Annotated in this window: 16 protein-coding genes; 15 read left to right on the top strand and 1 reads right to left on the bottom strand. The window is 41.5% G+C overall.

Features of this window, described 5'->3' with window-relative positions:
• The first annotated feature begins 39 nt into the window (after positions 1-39).
• The 13 genes from recQ to ACYVRS_RS09465 all read left to right on the top strand — a co-directional run bounded on the left by recQ (position 40) and on the right by ACYVRS_RS09465 (position 17,364).
• A complete protein-coding gene (recQ, locus tag ACYVRS_RS09405; RefSeq protein WP_396173390.1) occupies positions 40-1,797 on the top strand; it encodes a DNA helicase RecQ in 1,758 nt (585 codons plus the stop codon).
• A gap of 134 nt (positions 1,798-1,931) precedes the next feature.
• A complete protein-coding gene (locus tag ACYVRS_RS09410) occupies positions 1,932-2,663 on the top strand; it encodes a MurR/RpiR family transcriptional regulator (protein ID WP_312541342.1) in 732 nt (243 codons plus the stop codon).
• A 139-nt stretch (positions 2,664-2,802) separates the two neighbouring features.
• The gene (locus tag ACYVRS_RS09415; protein WP_461203218.1) at positions 2,803-4,245 is read left to right on the top strand and encodes a 6-phospho-beta-glucosidase; all 1,443 of its coding nucleotides are present in this window, start codon (positions 2,803-2,805) and stop codon (positions 4,243-4,245) included.
• 1 nt (position 4,246) lies between these two features.
• A complete protein-coding gene (locus ACYVRS_RS09420) occupies positions 4,247-6,394 on the top strand; it encodes a glycoside hydrolase family 3 N-terminal domain-containing protein (protein WP_461203219.1) in 2,148 nt (715 codons plus the stop codon).
• A 208-nt stretch (positions 6,395-6,602) separates the two neighbouring features.
• Positions 6,603-7,607 (top strand): LacI family DNA-binding transcriptional regulator, encoded by a 1,005-nt coding sequence (locus ACYVRS_RS09425; protein WP_461203220.1) that lies wholly within the window; start codon positions 6,603-6,605, stop codon positions 7,605-7,607.
• A 10-nt stretch (positions 7,608-7,617) separates the two neighbouring features.
• On the top strand, positions 7,618-8,562 hold the full coding sequence (locus ACYVRS_RS09430; protein WP_461203221.1) for an ROK family protein: 945 nt from the start codon (positions 7,618-7,620) through the stop codon (positions 8,560-8,562).
• A gap of 28 nt (positions 8,563-8,590) precedes the next feature.
• Positions 8,591-9,523, top strand: a complete 933-nt coding sequence (locus tag ACYVRS_RS09435; protein ID WP_461203291.1) for an ABC transporter permease — start codon at positions 8,591-8,593, stop codon at positions 9,521-9,523.
• Positions 9,524-9,535: 12 nt separating this feature from the next.
• On the top strand, positions 9,536-10,411 hold the full coding sequence (locus ACYVRS_RS09440) for a carbohydrate ABC transporter permease (RefSeq protein WP_461203222.1): 876 nt from the start codon (positions 9,536-9,538) through the stop codon (positions 10,409-10,411).
• Between the two features lie 29 nt (positions 10,412-10,440).
• Positions 10,441-12,084, top strand: a complete 1,644-nt coding sequence (locus ACYVRS_RS09445) for a type 2 periplasmic-binding domain-containing protein (RefSeq protein WP_461203223.1) — start codon at positions 10,441-10,443, stop codon at positions 12,082-12,084.
• Positions 12,085-12,098: 14 nt separating this feature from the next.
• The gene (locus tag ACYVRS_RS09450) at positions 12,099-12,668 is read left to right on the top strand and encodes a YesL family protein (protein ID WP_461203224.1); all 570 of its coding nucleotides are present in this window, start codon (positions 12,099-12,101) and stop codon (positions 12,666-12,668) included.
• A 191-nt stretch (positions 12,669-12,859) separates the two neighbouring features.
• Positions 12,860-14,467, top strand: coding sequence for a PTS transporter subunit EIIC (locus tag ACYVRS_RS09455; protein ID WP_461203225.1), 1,608 nt, complete (start codon positions 12,860-12,862; stop codon positions 14,465-14,467).
• Entirely contained in the window at positions 14,467-15,798 is a 1,332-nt protein-coding gene (locus tag ACYVRS_RS09460) for a 6-phospho-alpha-glucosidase (RefSeq protein ID WP_461203226.1), read from the top strand. Before ACYVRS_RS09455 ends, ACYVRS_RS09460 begins: the two co-directional genes overlap by 1 nt.
• Before the next feature lie 195 nt (positions 15,799-15,993).
• On the top strand, positions 15,994-17,364 hold the full coding sequence (locus tag ACYVRS_RS09465; protein ID WP_461203227.1) for a gluconokinase: 1,371 nt from the start codon (positions 15,994-15,996) through the stop codon (positions 17,362-17,364).
• A 67-nt stretch (positions 17,365-17,431) separates the two neighbouring features.
• On the opposite strand, the gene ACYVRS_RS09470 is transcribed toward ACYVRS_RS09465, so the two are convergent.
• On the bottom strand, positions 17,432-18,169 hold the full coding sequence (locus ACYVRS_RS09470) for a MurR/RpiR family transcriptional regulator (protein WP_313540449.1): 738 nt from the start codon (positions 18,167-18,169) through the stop codon (positions 17,432-17,434).
• Positions 18,170-18,318: 149 nt separating this feature from the next.
• On the opposite strand from ACYVRS_RS09470, the gene ACYVRS_RS09475 reads away from it, so the two are divergent.
• Positions 18,319-19,068: an IclR family transcriptional regulator gene (locus tag ACYVRS_RS09475; protein WP_313540451.1), complete on the top strand. Its 750-nt coding sequence runs from the start codon at positions 18,319-18,321 to the stop codon at positions 19,066-19,068.
• A 105-nt stretch (positions 19,069-19,173) separates the two neighbouring features.
• Positions 19,174-19,821, top strand: a complete 648-nt coding sequence (locus tag ACYVRS_RS09480; protein WP_054116715.1) for a bifunctional 4-hydroxy-2-oxoglutarate aldolase/2-dehydro-3-deoxy-phosphogluconate aldolase — start codon at positions 19,174-19,176, stop codon at positions 19,819-19,821.
• Position 19,822 lies beyond the last annotated feature (1 nt).

The raw sequence follows: 19,822 nt of genomic DNA on the forward strand, positions 1-19,822 counted from the left end.
ATTAATTGCGTATAATAAAGAATTGGAAAAGAGGGTATTATGGACATTCATTCAGTATTAAAAGAACATTTTGGTTATACGCACTTTCGTGAAGGGCAAGAAACCATTATCCAATCTATTTTAACACAACAAAACGTTTTGGGGATCATGCCGACTGGTGGCGGGAAATCGATCTGCTATCAATTGCCGGCACTTTTGTTAGAGGGTGTGACGTTAGTGATCTCGCCTTTGATTTCTCTGATGAAGGATCAAGTGGATAGCTTGAAGGATATGGGCATTCCAGCAGCGTATATCAATTCTACCTTGAACAGCAGCGAGATCAATCAACGGATGCAGCAAGCTAGAAATCGACAACTGAAACTCTTATATGTATCACCGGAAAGACTAGATTCTGAAGCATTTCGCTATTCCTTGAAGCAAGTACCGATTTCGTTGATCGCTGTCGATGAAGCCCATTGCATTTCTCAGTGGGGACATGACTTTCGTCCAAGCTATCTGCGTTTGGCGGAAACCATTGGTTTGCTAGAAAACAAACCAACAATCGTTGCACTGACGGCGACTGCAACGCCAAAAGTAGCAGAAGATATTGAACATTTATTATCGATTCCAGCCCAAAATCAGGTCAAAACTGGATTTGCCAGAGAAAATTTGGCCTTTCAAGTGGTCAAAGACCAAAAAGATACCTATATCAGTACATATCTTAAAATGAATCAAGGGCAATCCGGTATCATTTATGCCAGTACCCGCAAAGAAGTTGAACGGATCTATCATTTGCTGAAGCATGAAAAAATCGCTGTCGGGTATTATCATGGTGGTTTGTCTGAAGAAGAACGGTCATTTTTTCAAGAAGAGTTTCTCTATGACCGTATCCAAGTGATGGTGGCAACGAATGCTTTTGGAATGGGGATCAATAAGAGCAATGTCCGCTTCGTGATCCATGCTCAGATGCCAGGCAATATTGAATCATATTATCAAGAAGCCGGTCGGGCAGGACGGGATGGTGAGCCAAGTGATGCCATTTTGCTGTACGCACCACAAGATATGCAGATCCAACAGTTCTTCATTGACCAATCGGAATCAGATCTTCATTACCGCCAAAACGAATATTTGAAACTGCGGGAAATGGGTCAATATGGCCATACCCAACTATGTTTGCAACGGTATATTTTGCGCTATTTTGGCGAAGATGGGCCGGACTGTCAACGTTGCAGCAATTGTCTAGATGACCGAGAGCAAGTTGACATCACGGTTGATACACAAAAGGTCTTGTCTTGTGTCAAACGGATGGGTGAACGATTTGGTAAATCTTTGGTAGGCAAAGTGTTGACAGGTTCAGCCGATCAAAAAGTCAAGCAATGGGGTTTTGAAAAATTGCCTACCTATGGCTTGCTCAAGGACTGGTCGCAAAAAGATGTCAATCAGTTGATTGATTATTTGACCGCTTCAGGCTATTTATTGCCTTCTGAAGGACAGTATCCGCTGTTAAGTGTCACCAATGCCGGTATCGATGTTTTGCTAGGCAAAGCACAAGTCTTCCGCAAACAAACCAAAGTCAAACAATTGGTCGTTGATGATGCGTTGTTTGATCAATTACGGGCGTTGCGCTTAAACTTGGCGCAAGAGCAAAACTTGCCGCCATATGTGGTGTTTTCGGATCAAACACTACGCCAATTGGCAGAAGTCCAACCAAAATCACCGATCGAATTTTTACAGATCAAAGGGGTTGGACAAAATAAATTGGATAAATATGGGGATGCCTTTTTGGCACTGCTGGCGGACTATGCCGAACAGAAGTAAACAATCAAATGTGAAAGCAAAGAAAATCGGCTATCTATGGGTACCCTCAGTGCGTGCTGTGCCTATATAGCAATATGCGGCTTTCAGACATTTATGGTACATTAAAGGTAGAATATAGATGAGGAGAGATCAAGTTGTCTTTTTTTGGAAAAATAGATTTTAATGATTTGTCTGAAACTGATCGTGCAATCTATCATTACATGTCTAGTCAAAGTGACAAGATTCCGTATATGCGGGTGAGAGAAATCGCCAAAGAATCACATACGTCTGCGTCTTCTGTGATGCGTTTTATCCGAAAACTGGGCTTTGAAAGTTTTACTGAGTTTCGGACTCATTTTAAGGTGCCCGACTTCGAAAGTGCGGATTTCGTGAGTAGTTTGACTATTTTAAGTGCTGAACGCTTTCCAAGAGATATTGAAGGGAAAATCACTCGTATTGCGGAAAAAATGATTGCTTGCGAAAATATCATTTTCTATGGCATCGGTGCATCGGCGTCAATATGCGAATATGCAGCGAGGCGCTTTGCAACCATTGGTTTCAATAGTTTTGCTTTGGTAGACCATACCTATCCAATCGTTGCGAAATTGAAGAATACATCTGAAAACATGTTGATTGCATTGTCAGTTACAGGATATACCACTGAAGTTGTTGAAGTTGTAAATGGCTTTCGTAATAATCCTGATTTTACAACTGTTGCCATTACTAGCGATGCCAACAGTACACTGGCAAAAATGTCTGACTATATGTTAGATTATGTCATAGATGTCCAACGAATCAATAAGCACGAAGATTTGACTAGCCAAATACCGAGTATGTTTTTAGTGGAATCTTTGTCTGAGGTAGTGAGAAAAATTGTAAATGCGTAATTAAGCACTCTCTGGTACACTGCGTACCATGATGAGTGTTTTTTCTTTTTGCTCAATCCTGAACCATTTTCAATGAACAGTACAAAATTGAAAACGTTTTTAAGTATACTAAAATAAACAAGTTTGGAGGATGGAAAACATGAACAAATTTCCAAAAGATTTTTTGTGGGGGGGAGCAGTTGCTGCTCATCAAATTGAAGGGGCATGGAACATCGCTGGAAAAGGTCTCAGTATTGCGGATGTCATGACGAACGGAGGAAATGGTATTTCAAGACAAGTGACAAAAGGCATCAAAGACCAGTATTATTACCCAAACCATGAAGCAATCGACTTTTATCATCGATACACAGAAGATATTGCATTATTTAAAGAATTGGGGCTGAAAGTTTTTCGGACGTCAATCCACTGGTCAAGGATCTTTCCTTTAGGTGATGAGGAAGTGCCCAATGAACAAGGCCTGCAATACTATGATGATTTGTTTGATACGCTATTGGAAAATGGGATTGAACCAGTGATTACCTTATCTCATTTTGAGATGCCGTATCATTTAGCTGAAGCTTATGGTGGTTTCAGAGATAAACGAGTCATCGAGTTTTTTGCACATTACGCTGAAACCGTGATGAAAAGGTTTAAAGACAAAGTGAAATATTGGATGACCTTCAATGAAATCAATAATCAAGCCGACGGACAACACGACTTACACACGTGGACAAATTCTGGCATTTTATTTGAACACGAGGCAACACAGTCTGAAAAAGAAGCAGTCATTTATCAAGCATCTATCAATGAATTGATTGCCAGTGCAAGAGCAGTCATGATTGGAAAATCAATCAATCCAGAATTTCAGATCGGCTGTATGATGGCTTATGTACCAGTTTATCCTTTTTCAAGTAAACCTGAAGATCAAATGGCTGCTTTAAAAGTGATGAATCGTCGTTTCTTTTATAGTGATATTCACGTACGGGGCAAAGTACCGACTTATGCAGTAAAGAGCTGGCAGCAAAAAGGATACAGCATTGATTTATCAGACGAGGAAAAAGAGGTTCTCCAACAAGGAACCGTTGATTTTATTGGATTTAGTTATTATATGTCTGGCACAGTTACAACATTAGAAAAGTTAGAAGGTCAATCGATCACAGATTTTGACAATAGTAAAATGCTGACCAATCCTTATGTATCTTCAAGTGATTGGGGCTGGCAGATCGATCCAGTTGGATTAAGATACACGTTGAACATCGTATATGAACGATATGGATTGCCACTCTTCATCGTCGAAAATGGATTTGGTGCATACGATGATGTGCATGAGGAACCCATTCAAGATCAATACAGGATCGACTATTTAGCAGCCCATATCCATCAAATGAAACTGGCAATCATAGAAGACGGCGTAGACATTTTGGGTTATACCCCGTGGGGAATCATTGATATCGTCAGTTTTGGTTCCGGGGAAATGGACAAGCGCTATGGCATGATCTACGTAGATAAAGATAATACAGGAGAAGGCTCTTTAAAACGGCGAAAAAAAGCGTCATTTAATTGGTATCAAAAAGTAATAGCTACGAATGGAGAGGACATATGAGATGAAAGATAAACATTTGATTGAATTGTTGGAAGAGATGACACTAGCAGAAAAAGTGGGCCAGTTGGTGCAATTGACCCCTGACTTTTTTGCGCAAGGAGGCGAGATCACAGGCCCCATGCAGCAATGGCAAATGAGTGAAGCACAATCCTATCAAATTGGATCAGTTTTGGGCACACATACGGCGGAGCAAGTGTATACGATTCAAAAGCAATACTTGGAGAAGAGTCGTTTGAAGATTCCGTTGGTTTTTATGGCTGATGTTATTCACGGATATGAAACGATATTTCCGATTCCTTTAGCTATGGCGGCGTCATTTGATGAACATTTAATAGAAAAAGCAGCCAAGTTGGCAGCGAAAGAAGCAGCAGAAGCCGGTATTCATGTGACATTTTCTCCGATGGCAGATTATGTCAAAGATGCTAGGTGGGGGCGGGTACTTGAAAGCAACGGGGAAGATCCAACATTGTCTTCAGTGTTGACAGCGGCATATGTCAGAGGCTATCAAGGTGCAACCAATAACTTAAATAAGGATAAAAAAAGAATTGCAGCTTGCGTCAAACATTTCGTCGGATACGGAGCTGCAGAAGGTGGTCGAGACTACAATACGGTAGACCTATCTGATTTAGAAATCTATCAAAATTATCTCCCTGCCTTTAAAGCAGCAATCGATGCGGGTGCAGCTTTAGTGATGACATCATTTAACACTGTGCGCGGCATTCCGGCAACTGCCAACCAGCCGTTGATTCAAGATGTTTTAAGAAAACAACTTGGGTTTGAAGGATTGGTCATCTCTGATTGGGCAGCAGTTGCAGAACTGATTGCACATCGTGTTGCTGCAGATGGTGAAGAGGCTGCAAAAAAAGCATTTCATGCAGGAATAGAAATGGATATGATGAGTGACTGCTATATGAATTCACTAGCCCAAATCATTACGGCCGCACCTGAATTGCAGCAACAATTGGATCAAGCGGTCTATCATGTATTAAAACTGAAAGATCGCTTAGGACTATTTGATGATCCGTATCGGGGATTGAATGAAGCAGATCTATCTGTTCATTTAGATACTGATACTCGATTGAGTACGAGAGAAGCGGCTGAAAAGACTGCGGTTTTATTGAAAAATGAAGACATCTTACCGCTATCAAAAAATCAAAAAATCGCTTTGATTGGACCGAAAGCTGATTCTAAGGATATTTTGGGTGCCTGGTCGTGGATTGGAAAACAAGAAGATGCTGTATCTTTAAAAGAGGGATTGAGCGAAAAAAATCTGGATCTGTCGGTCCTTGCCTGTGCAGAAGAAGAAGTGCTCTCCACTCAATATATCGAGAAAGCGTGTAAACTTGCGGAACAAAGCGATGTTGTCTTATTAGCAGTTGGAGAATCGAGTGAAGAATCAGGGGAGGCCGCTAGTCTAACCAAATTAACACTTTCAAGAAGACATGATGTTCTGGTTCAAGAAATAGCAAAACACAATCCCAATGTTGTGCTGATTCTTTTTAATGGACGACCATTGGTATTGTCAGATATCGAAGAAGCGTGCAAAGCGATTCTAATTGGATGGTTCCCAGGATCTGAAGGCGGACATGCTTTGGCAAATTTGCTAACAGGTACAGTTGAACCTCAAGGGCGCTTGCCAATGAGCTTTCCTCGATCTGTTGGACAACTTCCTTTGACCTATGGACAGTTATCAACGGGAAGACCAAAAACAACAGACAATCAAGATCAAAAGTATATCTCAAGATATATGGATGAAGAAAATGATGCGTTATATCCTTTTGGCTTCGGATTGGGGTACAGTTCCTGTGCAATAGAAAAAACAACGATCACTATCATTTCTAAGGAAGAAGGCCTTTATGAGGTCAGCGCACGTTTGAGCAATAACTCAGAGAAAGCGCATCGAACAGTTTTGCAATTGTATACGCAAGATTTGGTGACAGAAGTTGCGCGACCAATGCGTGAGTTAAAGCAGTGGCAAAATGTGCTTATACCTGAAAAATCATCGATTGAAGTCACCTTCAGTATCGAACAAGAACAGTTTGCTTATGTTCACTCTGATTTGTTATGGAAAAATGATTCGGGAAAGATTGCCTTATACATTGGCTTTGATGCTAAGCAAGCCGATATGATTGGGGAAATCTCTATTTAAAAGCCTTTATAAGGCTTTTTTTATGGTACGTGTTGTTCCACGTTGGTAACGTATACCAAACAGGTGGTACACAAATCAATCAACGCAAGATATATTGTTTTTGAAAACGTTTTTATATATAGTGGATTTATCGAAGGAAAGAAACGACATTCGCTTCGACATTCTTTTTCTTCAAAATAAAAACGTTTTTATATGAGGGTGAGTGGAGATGGCAAATCGGACGACAATCAGAGATGTTGCAAAAGAGGCCAATGTGTCTATTGCAACAGTATCCAAAGCATTGAACGGTATCGATGTTGTTCGTCCAGAAACCAAGGAGCGTGTGCTAGCAGTAGCAGAAAAATTACATTACGTGCCGAACCTGATGGGCAAACAGTTAAAAAATACCAGAACAAAAATGATTGGATTTTATACTACGAGTATTAGTGGTCCGTATTTCAGTATTTTAGTTGAAGCAATTGCCCGAGAAGCTGAGAAATTTGGGTATGCAGTGAATGTTTTTTTGTCGACAGACAAGCGCGTTGTGCTAAGTAGTATTTTAGGTGGTGTGGTCGACGGCATCATTGGATTTGAAGATTTTTTAAACAGCGATGACTTGGCAGCCATTCGTCGAGAGCAAATCAAGGCAGTCTTCATTGATCGTAATATTCAAGATGAACATTTCGGCAGTGTTGTTTTTGACTCTTATGAAAAAGGCAAAGCTGCGACCAATTATTTGTTAGGGCTTGGTCATTCTGATATTGCTTTCATAACAGGCATCAAGGGTGTCTATGACAGTGATGAACGGTTCAAAGGGTACCAAGATGCATTAAGCAATGCGGGGATACCCAATCGTGAGGATCGTATCATCCAAGGTTTTTTTGAAGAAAACAGATCGAAAGAAGCAGTCGATATTTTTCTGAAAAATACGCGTGATCTTCCAACTGCTTTTTTGGCCGGGAATGACCTGAGTGCCATTGGTGCTGTAAAAGCCATCAAATCTAATGGTTTCCATGTACCGAATGATTTTAGTGTTGTCGGTTTTGATGGAATCGATCTGCTGGATTACTTTACACCAAGTTTAACAACTGTTCAAAATCCAATTGCGCAACAAGGACGTCTTGCAGTACAGCATTTGCTTCATATGATAGAAGATCAGGGGATGGGACATGCACATGTTTTAAATGGCGAGTTGAGAATCAGTCATTCCACAAAAAGAATAGAAAAATATTGAGGGTGAAGGTATGTATATTGGTATTGATATTGGCGGTACAACCACTAAATTTGGAATCGTCAGGAAAGACGGAACGATATTTGAAAAAGGAAAAATCACAACTGCCCATGATAAACAAGAATTTCTGCACAATTTGTATACAGTTATCAGCGATTTACAGTACAAAGCCGGAATGATTGAAGGCATTGGCATCAGTGCACCAGGAATCATTCAAAAAGACGGGACGCTAACAACTGCCGGGTCAATCAAATCACTATATGGGACAAATTTACGTGAAGAAATACAAAAATATATACAACTTCCCGTAGTGATTGAAAACGACGCAAATGCTGCAGCAATTGCTGAAAAATGGATTGGTCATGCCCGTGATTTTGAACATTATATTTGTTTGGTATTAGGCACCGGTATAGGCGGGGGCATCATCATCAATAACCAAGTTTATCGTGGCGGGCATGGTATGGCGGGGGAATTTGGCTGGATGCTGATTGATCGACTGCCAGATTCAAGCCATCTAGAATCTGTTTCTTTGAATCAGCGGGCGGCGATCGTCGGTGGTCTGTGTCATCAATATCAGTTAGCGACCTCTAACCTGGTACAAGAAAACGTGGTACAGGATGCCGTTGATATTTTTAGACTAGAAGAACAAGGTGATGAAATTGCTGGGAAAGTGATGCAACGTTTTTTCCAAGATCTTTCTGTCGGTTTACTGAATTTGATCAGCAGTTTTGATCCAGAAGCAATCTTAATTGGAGGAGCGATCAGCGAGAACGATGTCTTTATGGCAAGATTGCACCAAACACTTACTGATTTGAAAAGTAGGCATGAGAGTATCGCCTATTTGCCGCATCAAACGATCGCGCCAGTTATCCCTGCGAAACTAAAAAATGATGCCGGTATGATAGGTGCTGTCTATCAAGTAATCAAGTCAATGGAAAAAGAGATAGTTTCGACATGAAAGGATGGGAGAAATGGAAACAAAAGCAATGATGGGGGAAAGAAAGCCACGAAAGCAAAATTTCTTAGGTAGATTAAAAGCCCAAAGTTTTTATCAAGCAATGGTCTGGCCAGGTATTATCTTGATGACCATATTTAATTTTATTCCACTTTACGGCATTATCATTGCGTTCAAAGATTATTCTGTTTTGGATACGATCGCCAACGCGGAATGGGTTGGTACACAATATTTTCAAGAATTTTTCAGTGACAGAATGTTTTGGACAGTTATGACCAACACATTGGGGATTAGCTTCTTTAAATTATTGATTGGGTTTCCCGCAGCGATTGGTTTGGCGATTTTGATCAATGAAATCGTCCATGTGCGGCTAAAGAAAGTCGTGCAAACAGTCTCGTATTTACCTCACTTTCTTTCTTGGGTTATCTTGGGTGGAATGTTCATTACATGGCTTTCTGATACTGGCCTTGTGAACAACATGCTTCTAGGAGCTGGGCTGATCGATCAGCCGATACGGTTTCTGACTGATCCTGACAAATATTGGGCAATTGCAGTTATATCAGATATTTGGAAAGAAGTTGGCTGGAATACAATTCTCTATATAGCAGCCATGACGGGTATCAACCCAGCACTTTATGAAGCCGCCCGTATGGATGGTGCATCTAAGTTCCAACAAATCACGCGTATCACGATTCCTTCGATCCGCCATATCATAGCGTTGACCTTCGTCTTATCTGTAGGTGGTTTGCTCGGCTCTAATTTAGACCAAACGCTGGTATTGCAAAACCCTGTGAATTACCAATCCAGTGAAGTTATCAATTCCTTCGTCTACAAGATGGGTATCCAACAAGGTGATTTTTCATACGCAACAGCTGTAGGTTTATTCGTTTCAGTGATTTCATTGATTTTGGTTGTAGGCAGTCATTTACTGACTAAAAAGATCAGTGATGAATCTGTATTTTAAAGGAGTGAAGAGATGAATCAGACATATTCTAAAGATGAAAAAATTTTTAATGTGGTGAACGTCATTTTCATGATTTTCTTTCTAGCGATCATCGCATTGCCTCTGTGGAACATCGTAGCGCTTTCATTCAATGATGCGACAGATGCTGCTAGAGGAGGGATCTATTTTTGGCCACGAGAGTTTTCGTTAGAAAGTTATTATACAGTCTTTGAGGACACTGCCATATACAAAGCATTTGTTATTTCTGTTGCCAAAACAGTGATTGGTGTCTTGCTCCATACAGCGTTAACTGCAATGGTTGCATATGGTATGAGCCGAAGAAACTTGATTGGAAGAAAACTTTATATGAACATGGGAATCTTGACAATGTTCGTTTCAGGAGGGATGATACCAACCTTCTTGTTATTTAAGCAACTAGGTTTATTGAACAATTTTTGGGTATATATCATACCGGTACTGTTTTCTTTTTATGACATGGTCATTTTGATGAATTTCTTCAGAAGTATTCCGTTTTCTCTTGAAGAATCAGCCATGATGGATGGTGCAAATCCGTTCACGATCTTTGTCAAAATCATTCTTCCTTTGTCACTGCCGGTTCTGGCAACGATTGCCTTGTTCCATGGTGTCTTCCAATGGAATGATTACATGACAGCCAACATCTATGTAGATGACCGTTCATTATATCCACTGCAAATGTTGTTGTTCCGTATCGTATCAGAAAATTTATCACCTGCAGTAGCTACCGGAACCAACGTGGTGAGGAATACAACTTCTCAATCGCTACAATTGGCAACAATGGTTGTTACAACAGTACCTGTTGTTGTGATTTATCCATTTTTACAAAAGTACTTTATCCAAGGCATGACGCTTGGGTCAGTAAAAGAATAACCTAATTTCAAACCAGAGGAGAGAGAAAAATGAAAGCAAAAATGTTTGCACTAGCAGGTCTAACTTTGACATCGGTAATGGTACTGGCAGCGTGTGGCGGATCGAATGATAGTGCCTCAAAAGGAGAAGCAGCTGCTGAAGATTTACCGGAAGCACGTTTTGAAGTGGACAAGGATACACCAAGTTGGGAAAAAGACACTGAACATGAAGCAACTTTGAAATGGTACGTCAACTTCGATTGGTATGCACAACCTGGCTGGGCGAAAGATACAGTCACGAAAAAAATCAAAGAGGACATGAATATCAACGTTGAATTTGTATCTGGGAATGACGAAAATCTCAATACAATGTTGGCTGGCGGTGATTTACCTGATTTAATGACTTTTGACAAAAATTTATCTGCTGCAAATGAGGCAACGAAATTTGCCTTGCCATTAAATATTTTAGCTGAAACATATGATCCATATTTTCTGGAACATGCAGCAAAACCAGAATCACTCCAATGGTTTACCTTGGAAGATGGCAATATCTATGGCTACCCGAGTTTTTCAACAACAGCACAAGATTATGATGATGGCAATGTTGTAGGCGATCAGACATTTATTGTACGAAAAGACATTTATGAAGCACTTGGAGAACCTGATATGTCGACACCTGAGGGTTTCTTGGATGCTTTGCAAAAAGCCCATGAACAGTTTCCAACTGCGGATGACGGGGCAGCATTGGTCCCTTTCGGTTCGACTGCTTTAGATATTTCAAATGGCGGTGATGGCGCTTATGGCGGGACATTACAAGACTTTTTAAGTATTGCTCCAAGTGTAGATGGGAAATTCAATGATCGTGATGCTGATGAAGACTATATCGATTGGATCGAAACTTTCCGTAAAGCTTACAACGAAGGATATATTACCAATGATCAGTTTTCTGATAATGACAACACGATGAAAGAAAAATTAGGTCAAGGGAGATACTTTGCCTACTTACATTCAAATACGAAAGGTTTGAATGAATTTATGTCTGATAACAATGCACGAAATCCAGAGCAAACGTATATTGCTGTTGACGGACCAAAAAATGCAAATGGTGATGATTCAACATTTACTGGTGGAAATATTGGTGGTTGGACGCAAACTTTCATCACAACATCTACCAAAGAACCACAAAAAGCGATGGAATTACTTACGTATCTGGCCAGTGAATACGGTACGATGGTAACAACGTTTGGTGTAGAAGGTGAAACGTACAATATCGTTGATGGTATCGCTGAATATTCTGAAGAAACTGAAGCATTAAGAAATGCCGATATCGCACGTTTTGACAAAGAAGTCGGTCTTGGATCTTACTGGTTTGTCAGCAATGATAATTATGCCATCCAAATGGGACAAAAACCTGCAACTTCGATTCGTCAAATGGTTGAATGGTCACAAGACAAGTTAGCCCCTCGTTTTGAAATTGAGGATATTGATCCACGGACCGGCTCGGATGCCCGTAATCTAACGTCAATCAACACCTCTCGTGTCCAAGCTTTGGTTAATTTCATTCAAGCAGGTTCAGAGGAAGAAGGACGACAAATTTGGGATGACTACCTGCAAGAACGTGAAAATAACGGCTGGTCGACGATCGTTGACTACCGTAATGAAAAAATAGCAGAAAATATCGAGAAGTTAAAATAAGGATGTGACAAAGAATGTTTGCTGTGGAGAGTAAGTTTTATCGTATTTGTGAAGTGCTGTATCGTCTGATCGTGTTAAATGTGCTGGTGATGATCGCTGCTTTTCCAATCATTACTTTTCCCGCAACATTACGTGCATTGGCAGATATGTATCAATACCCTGAAGCAAAAATAGTCCGTCCATTTCTGCGCCAGTTTAGACAAGCACTGTTAAAGACTCTTCCGTTAGGGGTCTTTAACGGATTGTCCTTTTACTTTTGCTTGATGCTATGGCGCACGGCTAGAAATAGTCAATCCTTATTGGTTCAGTTCATGGTTATTATCTTTCTGCTGTTTATTATCGCCTATAACTGTAATCTTTATTTTCTTCAATCAGCTGATAAAGACAAACAACGGTATAGCCAACTTTTTCAATATTGTTTTATTGGAACGATTATGCATTTTCATAAGCAAATAGTTGTCTTGATTGTAACAGGGATCTTCTATTATGTTTCTTTGACCTATTTCCCAATCTTGTTTCAATTGTTTTCTGTCACACTGCCGTTGTTTGTCTATCAGAAATCATTCAAGATATCAAATGTATAATAGAAGTGCAAGAGAAGTGAAAGCGAACCCTCAATGGTTCGCTTTTTTTATTTCACAATATATGGAAATGCAAGCGTATTGAAACAAATTCCAAATCATGCAACATATTGATTTGAAAGCGTTTGCCCTATCGATGGTCAACATTATTTCCTATAATGAACCTACAAATACAAAACAAAGGAGTTTCATCAATGAAAGAAAAAGTGATGGATGCAATGCAGAAGTTTTCAAAGGCGATGTTTGTGCCGGTATTGATTTTACCGATTGCTGGGATTTTGATTGCAGTTGGGAATGTATTTACCAATGTTCGATTGATTGAGCGTTTTCCATTTTTAGATAATCCGATCACCATCGGGTTCGGCAGTATCTTGTCTGCCGCACTTTTACCCATTTTGACCAATTTGGGCATTATCTTTTGTGTGGGTATCGCGTTAGGTTTGGCGAAGAAGAAAAAAGCTGAGGCAGCTTTTACAGCTTTATTGGGGTACTTTGTCTTCTTGAATGCGATGAACAAATTCATGGCATTACGGGAAATGCTCGTCCCTGCAGATGCCTTGCAAGGATCGGGACAAGCGCTTGTGTTGGGGATTCAGGTTTTGGATATGGGGGTTTTCTTGGGTCTTATTTTGGGTGTTGTGACGGCGCTGATCCATAATCGCTTTATCGATATGACGTTTTCCAATGCATTTCAAGTCTATGGGGGTGCTAGATTTGTATTTATTGTATTGATTCCTGTGGTGGTGGGTTTGTCGATTCTCTCAACGTTTGTTTGGCCGGTTGTTCAAACAGGTATTGATAACTTAGGGGGAGTGATCCAACAAACAGGGAACTTTGGTATTTTCTTATATGGGACATTGGAACGTTTGTTGATTCCGACTGGTTTGCATCATTTGATTTATACCCCATTTCTATATACATCATTGGGCGGGGTAGCTGATGTTGGCGGGCAAGTTTTTGAAGGTGCACGGAATATTTACTTCGCAGAAATTGCGGATCCAGCCGTGACGGTCTTGTCGCAAAGTGTGATCTGGGATGCCAGAGGGATCTCAAAAATGTTCGGACTGATTGGTGCATGTTTGGCGATGTATCATACGGCGAAGCCAGAAAATAAATTCAAAGTCAAAGCGATTCTGATTCCCGCAGTGATTACGTCATTTATTGCAGGTGTAACAGAACCCATCGAATTTTCTTTCATGTTTGTGGCGCCCATGTTGTTTGTGATCCATTCAGGTTTAAGCGGCTTGAGTATGGTTGCCTTGAATCTATTTGGTTCAAGAGCGATCGGACCGAATGGGTTTATCGATTTTCTTTTATATAATATACCGTTGGGTATTGAAAAGACACGTTGGCCTATCTATGTACTCGTTGGGATCGCCTTTTTCTTCATCTATTATTTCTTGTTCCGTTTCTTGATCACAAAAATGAATTTAAAAACCGTGGGGCGTGAAGATGAAGGCAATGAAACAAAATTATATTCGAAAAAAGACTACAAAGAACAGCAGTTGGCGGGCAACGACGGCATGGTTGCTGCTAGCTCGAGCCAGGATTCAATCGCAGCATTGATCACAGAAGGGCTTGGTGGCGACAGCAACATCAAAACGATCGATAATTGTTACACGCGTTTGCGCTTAAAACTGAATGATCCTGAGCTGGTGAATGAAACACTTTTGAAAGAGCAAACGAGCGCCAAAGGGGTCATTAAAAATGGCGAAAACGTGCATGTGGTATATGGGTTAACAGTTCCGCAAGTACGTGAAAATTTAGAAGCTTATTTAGGTCGAGAAGGAGAGAATGAATAATGAAAGATTTTTCAGTAGTGATTGCTGGTGGCGGTAGTACGTTTACACCAGGAATCGTGATGATGTTATTAGACAATCAAGAACGGTTTCCCTTAAGAAAACTAACATTGTATGACAATGACGATGTACGTCAAGGGAATTTAGGAGAAGCTTTAGCGATCTTATTGAAGGAACAAGCATCGCACATCGAGTTTTGTTTTACAACTGATCCTGAAACTGCCTTTACCGATGTGGATTTCTGTATGGCGCATATTCGCGTCGGCAAATATGAAATGCGGGAAAAAGATGAGAAAATCCCGCTGAAATACGGTGTTTTCGGTCAAGAAACCTGCGGTCCTGGTGGGATTGCTTATGGGATGCGCAGTATTACAGGGATGCTGGAAATCATTGATCATATGGAAACCTATGCACCGGATTGCTGGATGTTGAATTACTCTAATCCAGCGGCGATCGTTGCTGAAGCTTGTCGGGTGTTGCGACCACATGCGAAAGTATTGAATATTTGTGATATGCCTGTGGGCACATTGCGGCGTATGTCGCAGATCATCAATAAACAACCGGAAGATTTAGAGGTGCGTTATTTTGGTTTGAACCATTTTGGCTGGTGGACAAGTATCAAAGACAAAGCGGGAACGGAGTATATTCAAGACATTCGTTCCTATGTGGCCAAACATGGCTATTTGACACAAGTGGAAGTCGATACCCAGCATACAGATCCTAGTTGGCAAGAAACCCATAAAAAAGCCAAAGATCTGTTGGCATTGACGCCGGAATTCTTGCCGAATACCTATCTGCAATATTATCTGTATCCTGATGAAATGTTTGATCATATGAAAGATCATCCTGAACATACCCGCGCCAATGAGGTCATGGAAGGAAGAGAAAAGCGGGTGTTTGCCCATGCCAAAAAAATCGTCGAAAACGGATCTGCGCAAGGTATTGCCTTTGAGATCGATGCACATGCCACCTTCATCGTAGACTTAGCCAGAGCGATCGCTTTTAATACCCATGAGCGGATGATCATGATCGTTGAGAACAATGGAGCCATTGCCAATTTCCCGGATGATGCGATGGTGGAAGTTCCCTGTATCATTGGCTCAGATGGCCCTGAAGCGTTGACACAAGGCAACATACCCGCTTTCCAACAAACACTCATGTACCAGCAAGTGATGGTCGAAAAGTTGGTCGTGGAAGCATATGTGGAAAAAAGCTACCAGAAGATGTGGCAAGCGTTAACCCTTTCCAAAACCATTCCTAGCGCAAAAGTGGCCAAAGAATTATTGGCAGATTTGGCTTCTGAGAATGGCGATTATTGGCCAGATCTGCACTGATTTGTTTCACATTTGAGAAACATCTAAGAGGAAGCCGCGCAGATCGATCGTCTAGAAATGTCCAGTGGGATGTTTCTAGGCGATCTTTTGCGGCATGTAAAGCTGTATCTTTCCTTAACCCAAACCCGAAACGTTTCCTTGTGCCAATCTATGGTAAAATAAAGCATAATTTGTATGGAAAAGGGATGAGAAGACATGTTTTTAGGAATCGATATCGGCACCACAGCAATCAAGTTTGGTGTGATCAGTGGTCGCAACATTCGTCACAGTCATTCGATCCAACTGACGACGCAAATTGATGGACCAAGACAATTCCAATCAGCAAAGGAGATCGAAGGCGCATTGTTGGCGGGCATAGAGAAACTGCCGACCGCATATAAAAAACAAATTCAGACGATTGGATTCAGTACAGCGATGCACAGTTTCATGCCAGTAAGGCATGGACAAGGGGACGCGATCTATATTTGGTCAGATAATCAAGCCAGCCAAACAATCGAAGCGTTCCGAAAAACTGAGATGGCTAGAACTTTTTATCAGGAAACCGGTACACCGATCCACGCCATGTCGCCATTTGCCAAATTGCTCCATCTCAAGGAACAAGGACTGCTTTCATCTTATGATCATTTTTATGGGTTAAAAGAGTTGGCCATGCGTTTGTTCACTGGTGAAGTACGAATCGATCGCAGTACCGCTTCTGCTACGGGATTATATGCTTTGCAAGAAAAAACATGGAGTGATGCCATTCTCGCGTATCTCTCTGTGACAGCAGAACAGTTGGCGCCACTGTGCGAACCAACAGATTGTTTCTTGATCGTGCCGGAATTGGCGGAACAATTGGGTCTTTCCCAACAAGTGGCGGTCATGTGCGGGGCAAGTGATGGCTGTTTGGCTGCTTATGCGGGCTATCGATCTACGGGTATCCCGAACAGTTTGACGATTGGAACAAGTGCCGCGATCCGTAAAGTGACCAGTACACCGAGCTTTGATTTGGACAAACAAAACTTTTGCTATTATTTGAAGGAGGGGGTCTATGTCGTGGGCGCACCTTCAAATAATGGCGGATCAGTTTTGGCTTGGGCGAAGGAGAACTTTGCTGAAAATGACAGCGATTTTTTCCAAGCGTTGCCTCACTTATTGAATGAGACCGCCATTGGCAGTCAAGGGCTGCGTTTCTTCCCTTATTTGAATGGAGAGCGGGCGCCGTTTTGGACAAATCAAGTGACAGCTGGTTTTTACCATCTGACGATTGCCCATCGGCGTCCAGAGATGATTCGAGCGACGATCGAGGGGATGTTGATGAATATCCGGTTGTTGAAGGACTTGGTTCAAGTGGCGGATCAGGTAACCGTCAGTGGAGGCTTTTTTCAAACGAGGGCTCTTGCCCAAATGACAGCGGATGTTTTGGGCGTTGCTTGTTGTCTTTCAGAAGCAAATGAGCCGATCTTTGGGTTGTATGATCTGTATGATCCGACAACCGTGGCGGTGGAAATCGGGGAGACGATCACGCCTGATCCGCGATCAGCCGATACCTATCAGCAAATCGCTGCGTCCTACTTCCAACGCTAAAACCGCACACCATAAATTTGAGCGCCTAGCAACAGTTCGCTGAGAAAGCCGACTGTTGCTAAGCGCTTTATTTGTGTGGTGTTTTTTCTGTTACGGTCATCGCAGCAACGATATATTCCATGAGTAACAGCAGTTTGCCAAAAAAGCTGCTATACTCGATATTTTGGGTGTCAAAAGGCCGTTCATCCGTGACTTCAAAAGCATAAGTAGCTAGTTGATTGGCACTATGATCCCCGTTGCCGCAAAACAAAATCGTTGGGATGCGGTTTTGTTGGGCCAACGTCATTTTTTCGATGACTTTTTGGGTTTCCCCTGATTTGCTGATCGTGATCAGCATGCTGATGTTTTCAATATTGTTGCTGATGATGCCGCCTGAGTCTGAGGCACTGACCAATAATGTTTTGATGCCGTTGACCAGCATTTTTTTGTGCAAATACTCCGCAATGATCCCGGAAAAGCCTGTGGCATATATCGTGATGAATTTATTGGGCTGATTTGCATAGATGTCTCGAATGGAGGCAATCATCTGATCAATACTTGCGCTGTCGATTTGGTAGTCGATCGTCGCTTCAGTGATTTGCTGCTGCTTCAACTGATTCTTTAAAAAGTAAAAGAATTCGGTATAGCCAGAAAATCCCAGTTTTTGTGCTAAGCGAACGATTGTTGCAGGTGAGGTATAGATTCGCTTGGCAATTTCTCGTAGTGGACAGCCATCGATTTCTTTTGTATGGGTCATCAGATAGTCGATGATCTGTTTTTCATTGTCGGACAGTTTCTTTCCTTTGGTTAACACATCCAGATCCATTCTTACGCACTCCTTTATCTCTCTTCTTTATCATACTTGTTTTTATCAGCAAATGTAAATCGTCATCTAGAGAAAAAGAATCAAAGAAGATTGTGCATTTCTCAAAAAGAGATTATAATTTCTTATATAGAAAAAATGAGGTGGAGAATATGACACAAAAACCATACGGCACAGTTTTATTGAAGGCGGCACTGATTATGGATCATTTAGCTGAGCATCCGAATCAACCACTGCAGATGATTGCCGCTGCAACAGAAATGACTGCATCAACGACACTGAAAATCTTAGATACACTTGTGATGATAGGCTACGTGCAGCGAAGCAAAGAAAAGAATTATCGTCTGGGTTCTAAACTGATCAAATATGCCAATCATAGTGTGGAGGAAATAGATTTAGTCGAAAGAAGTTTGCCCCATCTAGAAGTGTTACAGACTAAAGCGGATGAAACGATCCATTTAGGGGTTTTGGCGGCAAATGAGATATTATATGTCAACAAGTTGGAACCCAAGCACCAGACGATCCGCATGTCTTCTAAAGTAGGGATTACGAGACCTTTGTATTCATCGGCAATGGGTAAAGCAGTTTTGGCGTTGTTTTCAGAAGAAGAAGTCGCAGACTATTTAGCTGACACACCACTGATTGCCTATACTGAAAATACCATCACCAATCCCTTCCAATTAAAAAAAGAACTTGCACGGTCAAGAGAAGAGCAAGTCGCGTTTGATGACGAAGAAATGGAACAAGAGATTTATTGTATTGGCGCAGCATTGATCCACGATGGCGCAGTCGTTGGGGCTTTTTCGGTTAGTTTACCTAAATATCGCCTAACACCAGCATATAAGCAAACATTGATTGAGACAATTCGTGAAACCAAACAAGCCATCGAAAAATCATTATAAAAGTCTAGAAAGCCCTTGCAAAAATATTGGAGAACGGTATAATAAATTTGTAAGTTTCTCTATAATAAATTCTATTTTCCGAATAAGAAATTTAGGAGGGGTTTGATGGATAAAGTCGCACGATTAACAAAATTGCAAAAGAGCGGAGTGATAGCCGTAGTGAGGGGCGCTTCCAAGGAAGAAGCCTTCAAAGCCAGTCAAGCAATCATTGAAGGGGGCATCACTGGAATAGAATTGACATTTACCGTCCCAGAGGCTGCGGCAGTGATTGCTGAATTAACCGAGACCTATCGGGATCAACACGATGTGGTGATCGGGGCAGGAACTGTGTTGGATGCTGTGACCGCTCGATTAGCCATCATGGCGGGTGCTGAGTATGTGGTGAGTCCAACGTTTGATCAAGCAACAGCTGAGATGTGCAACCTGTATCAAGTGCCATATCTTCCGGGCTGTATGACGATCTCGGAAATGAAAGAAGCGTTGAAAGCTGGGGCGGACATTATCAAGTTGTTTCCTGGCAGTGCGTATGGGCCGAGTATTATCTCTGCCTTCAAAGCGCCGTTGCCGCAATTGAATATCATGCCTACAGGTGGTGTCAGTCTAGCGAATATGGCCGAGTGGTTTGACGCTGGTGTCGTGGCAGTAGGCGTTGGCGGCAATCTGCTTGCACCAGCTGCCACAGGTGATTTTGCGGCTGTGACAGAAGTGGCCAAACAATATGCGGCGCAATTGAAAGAGATTCGAGGCGCATAGT

The sequence above is a fragment of the Enterococcus salsurae genome, assembly GCF_054784955.1.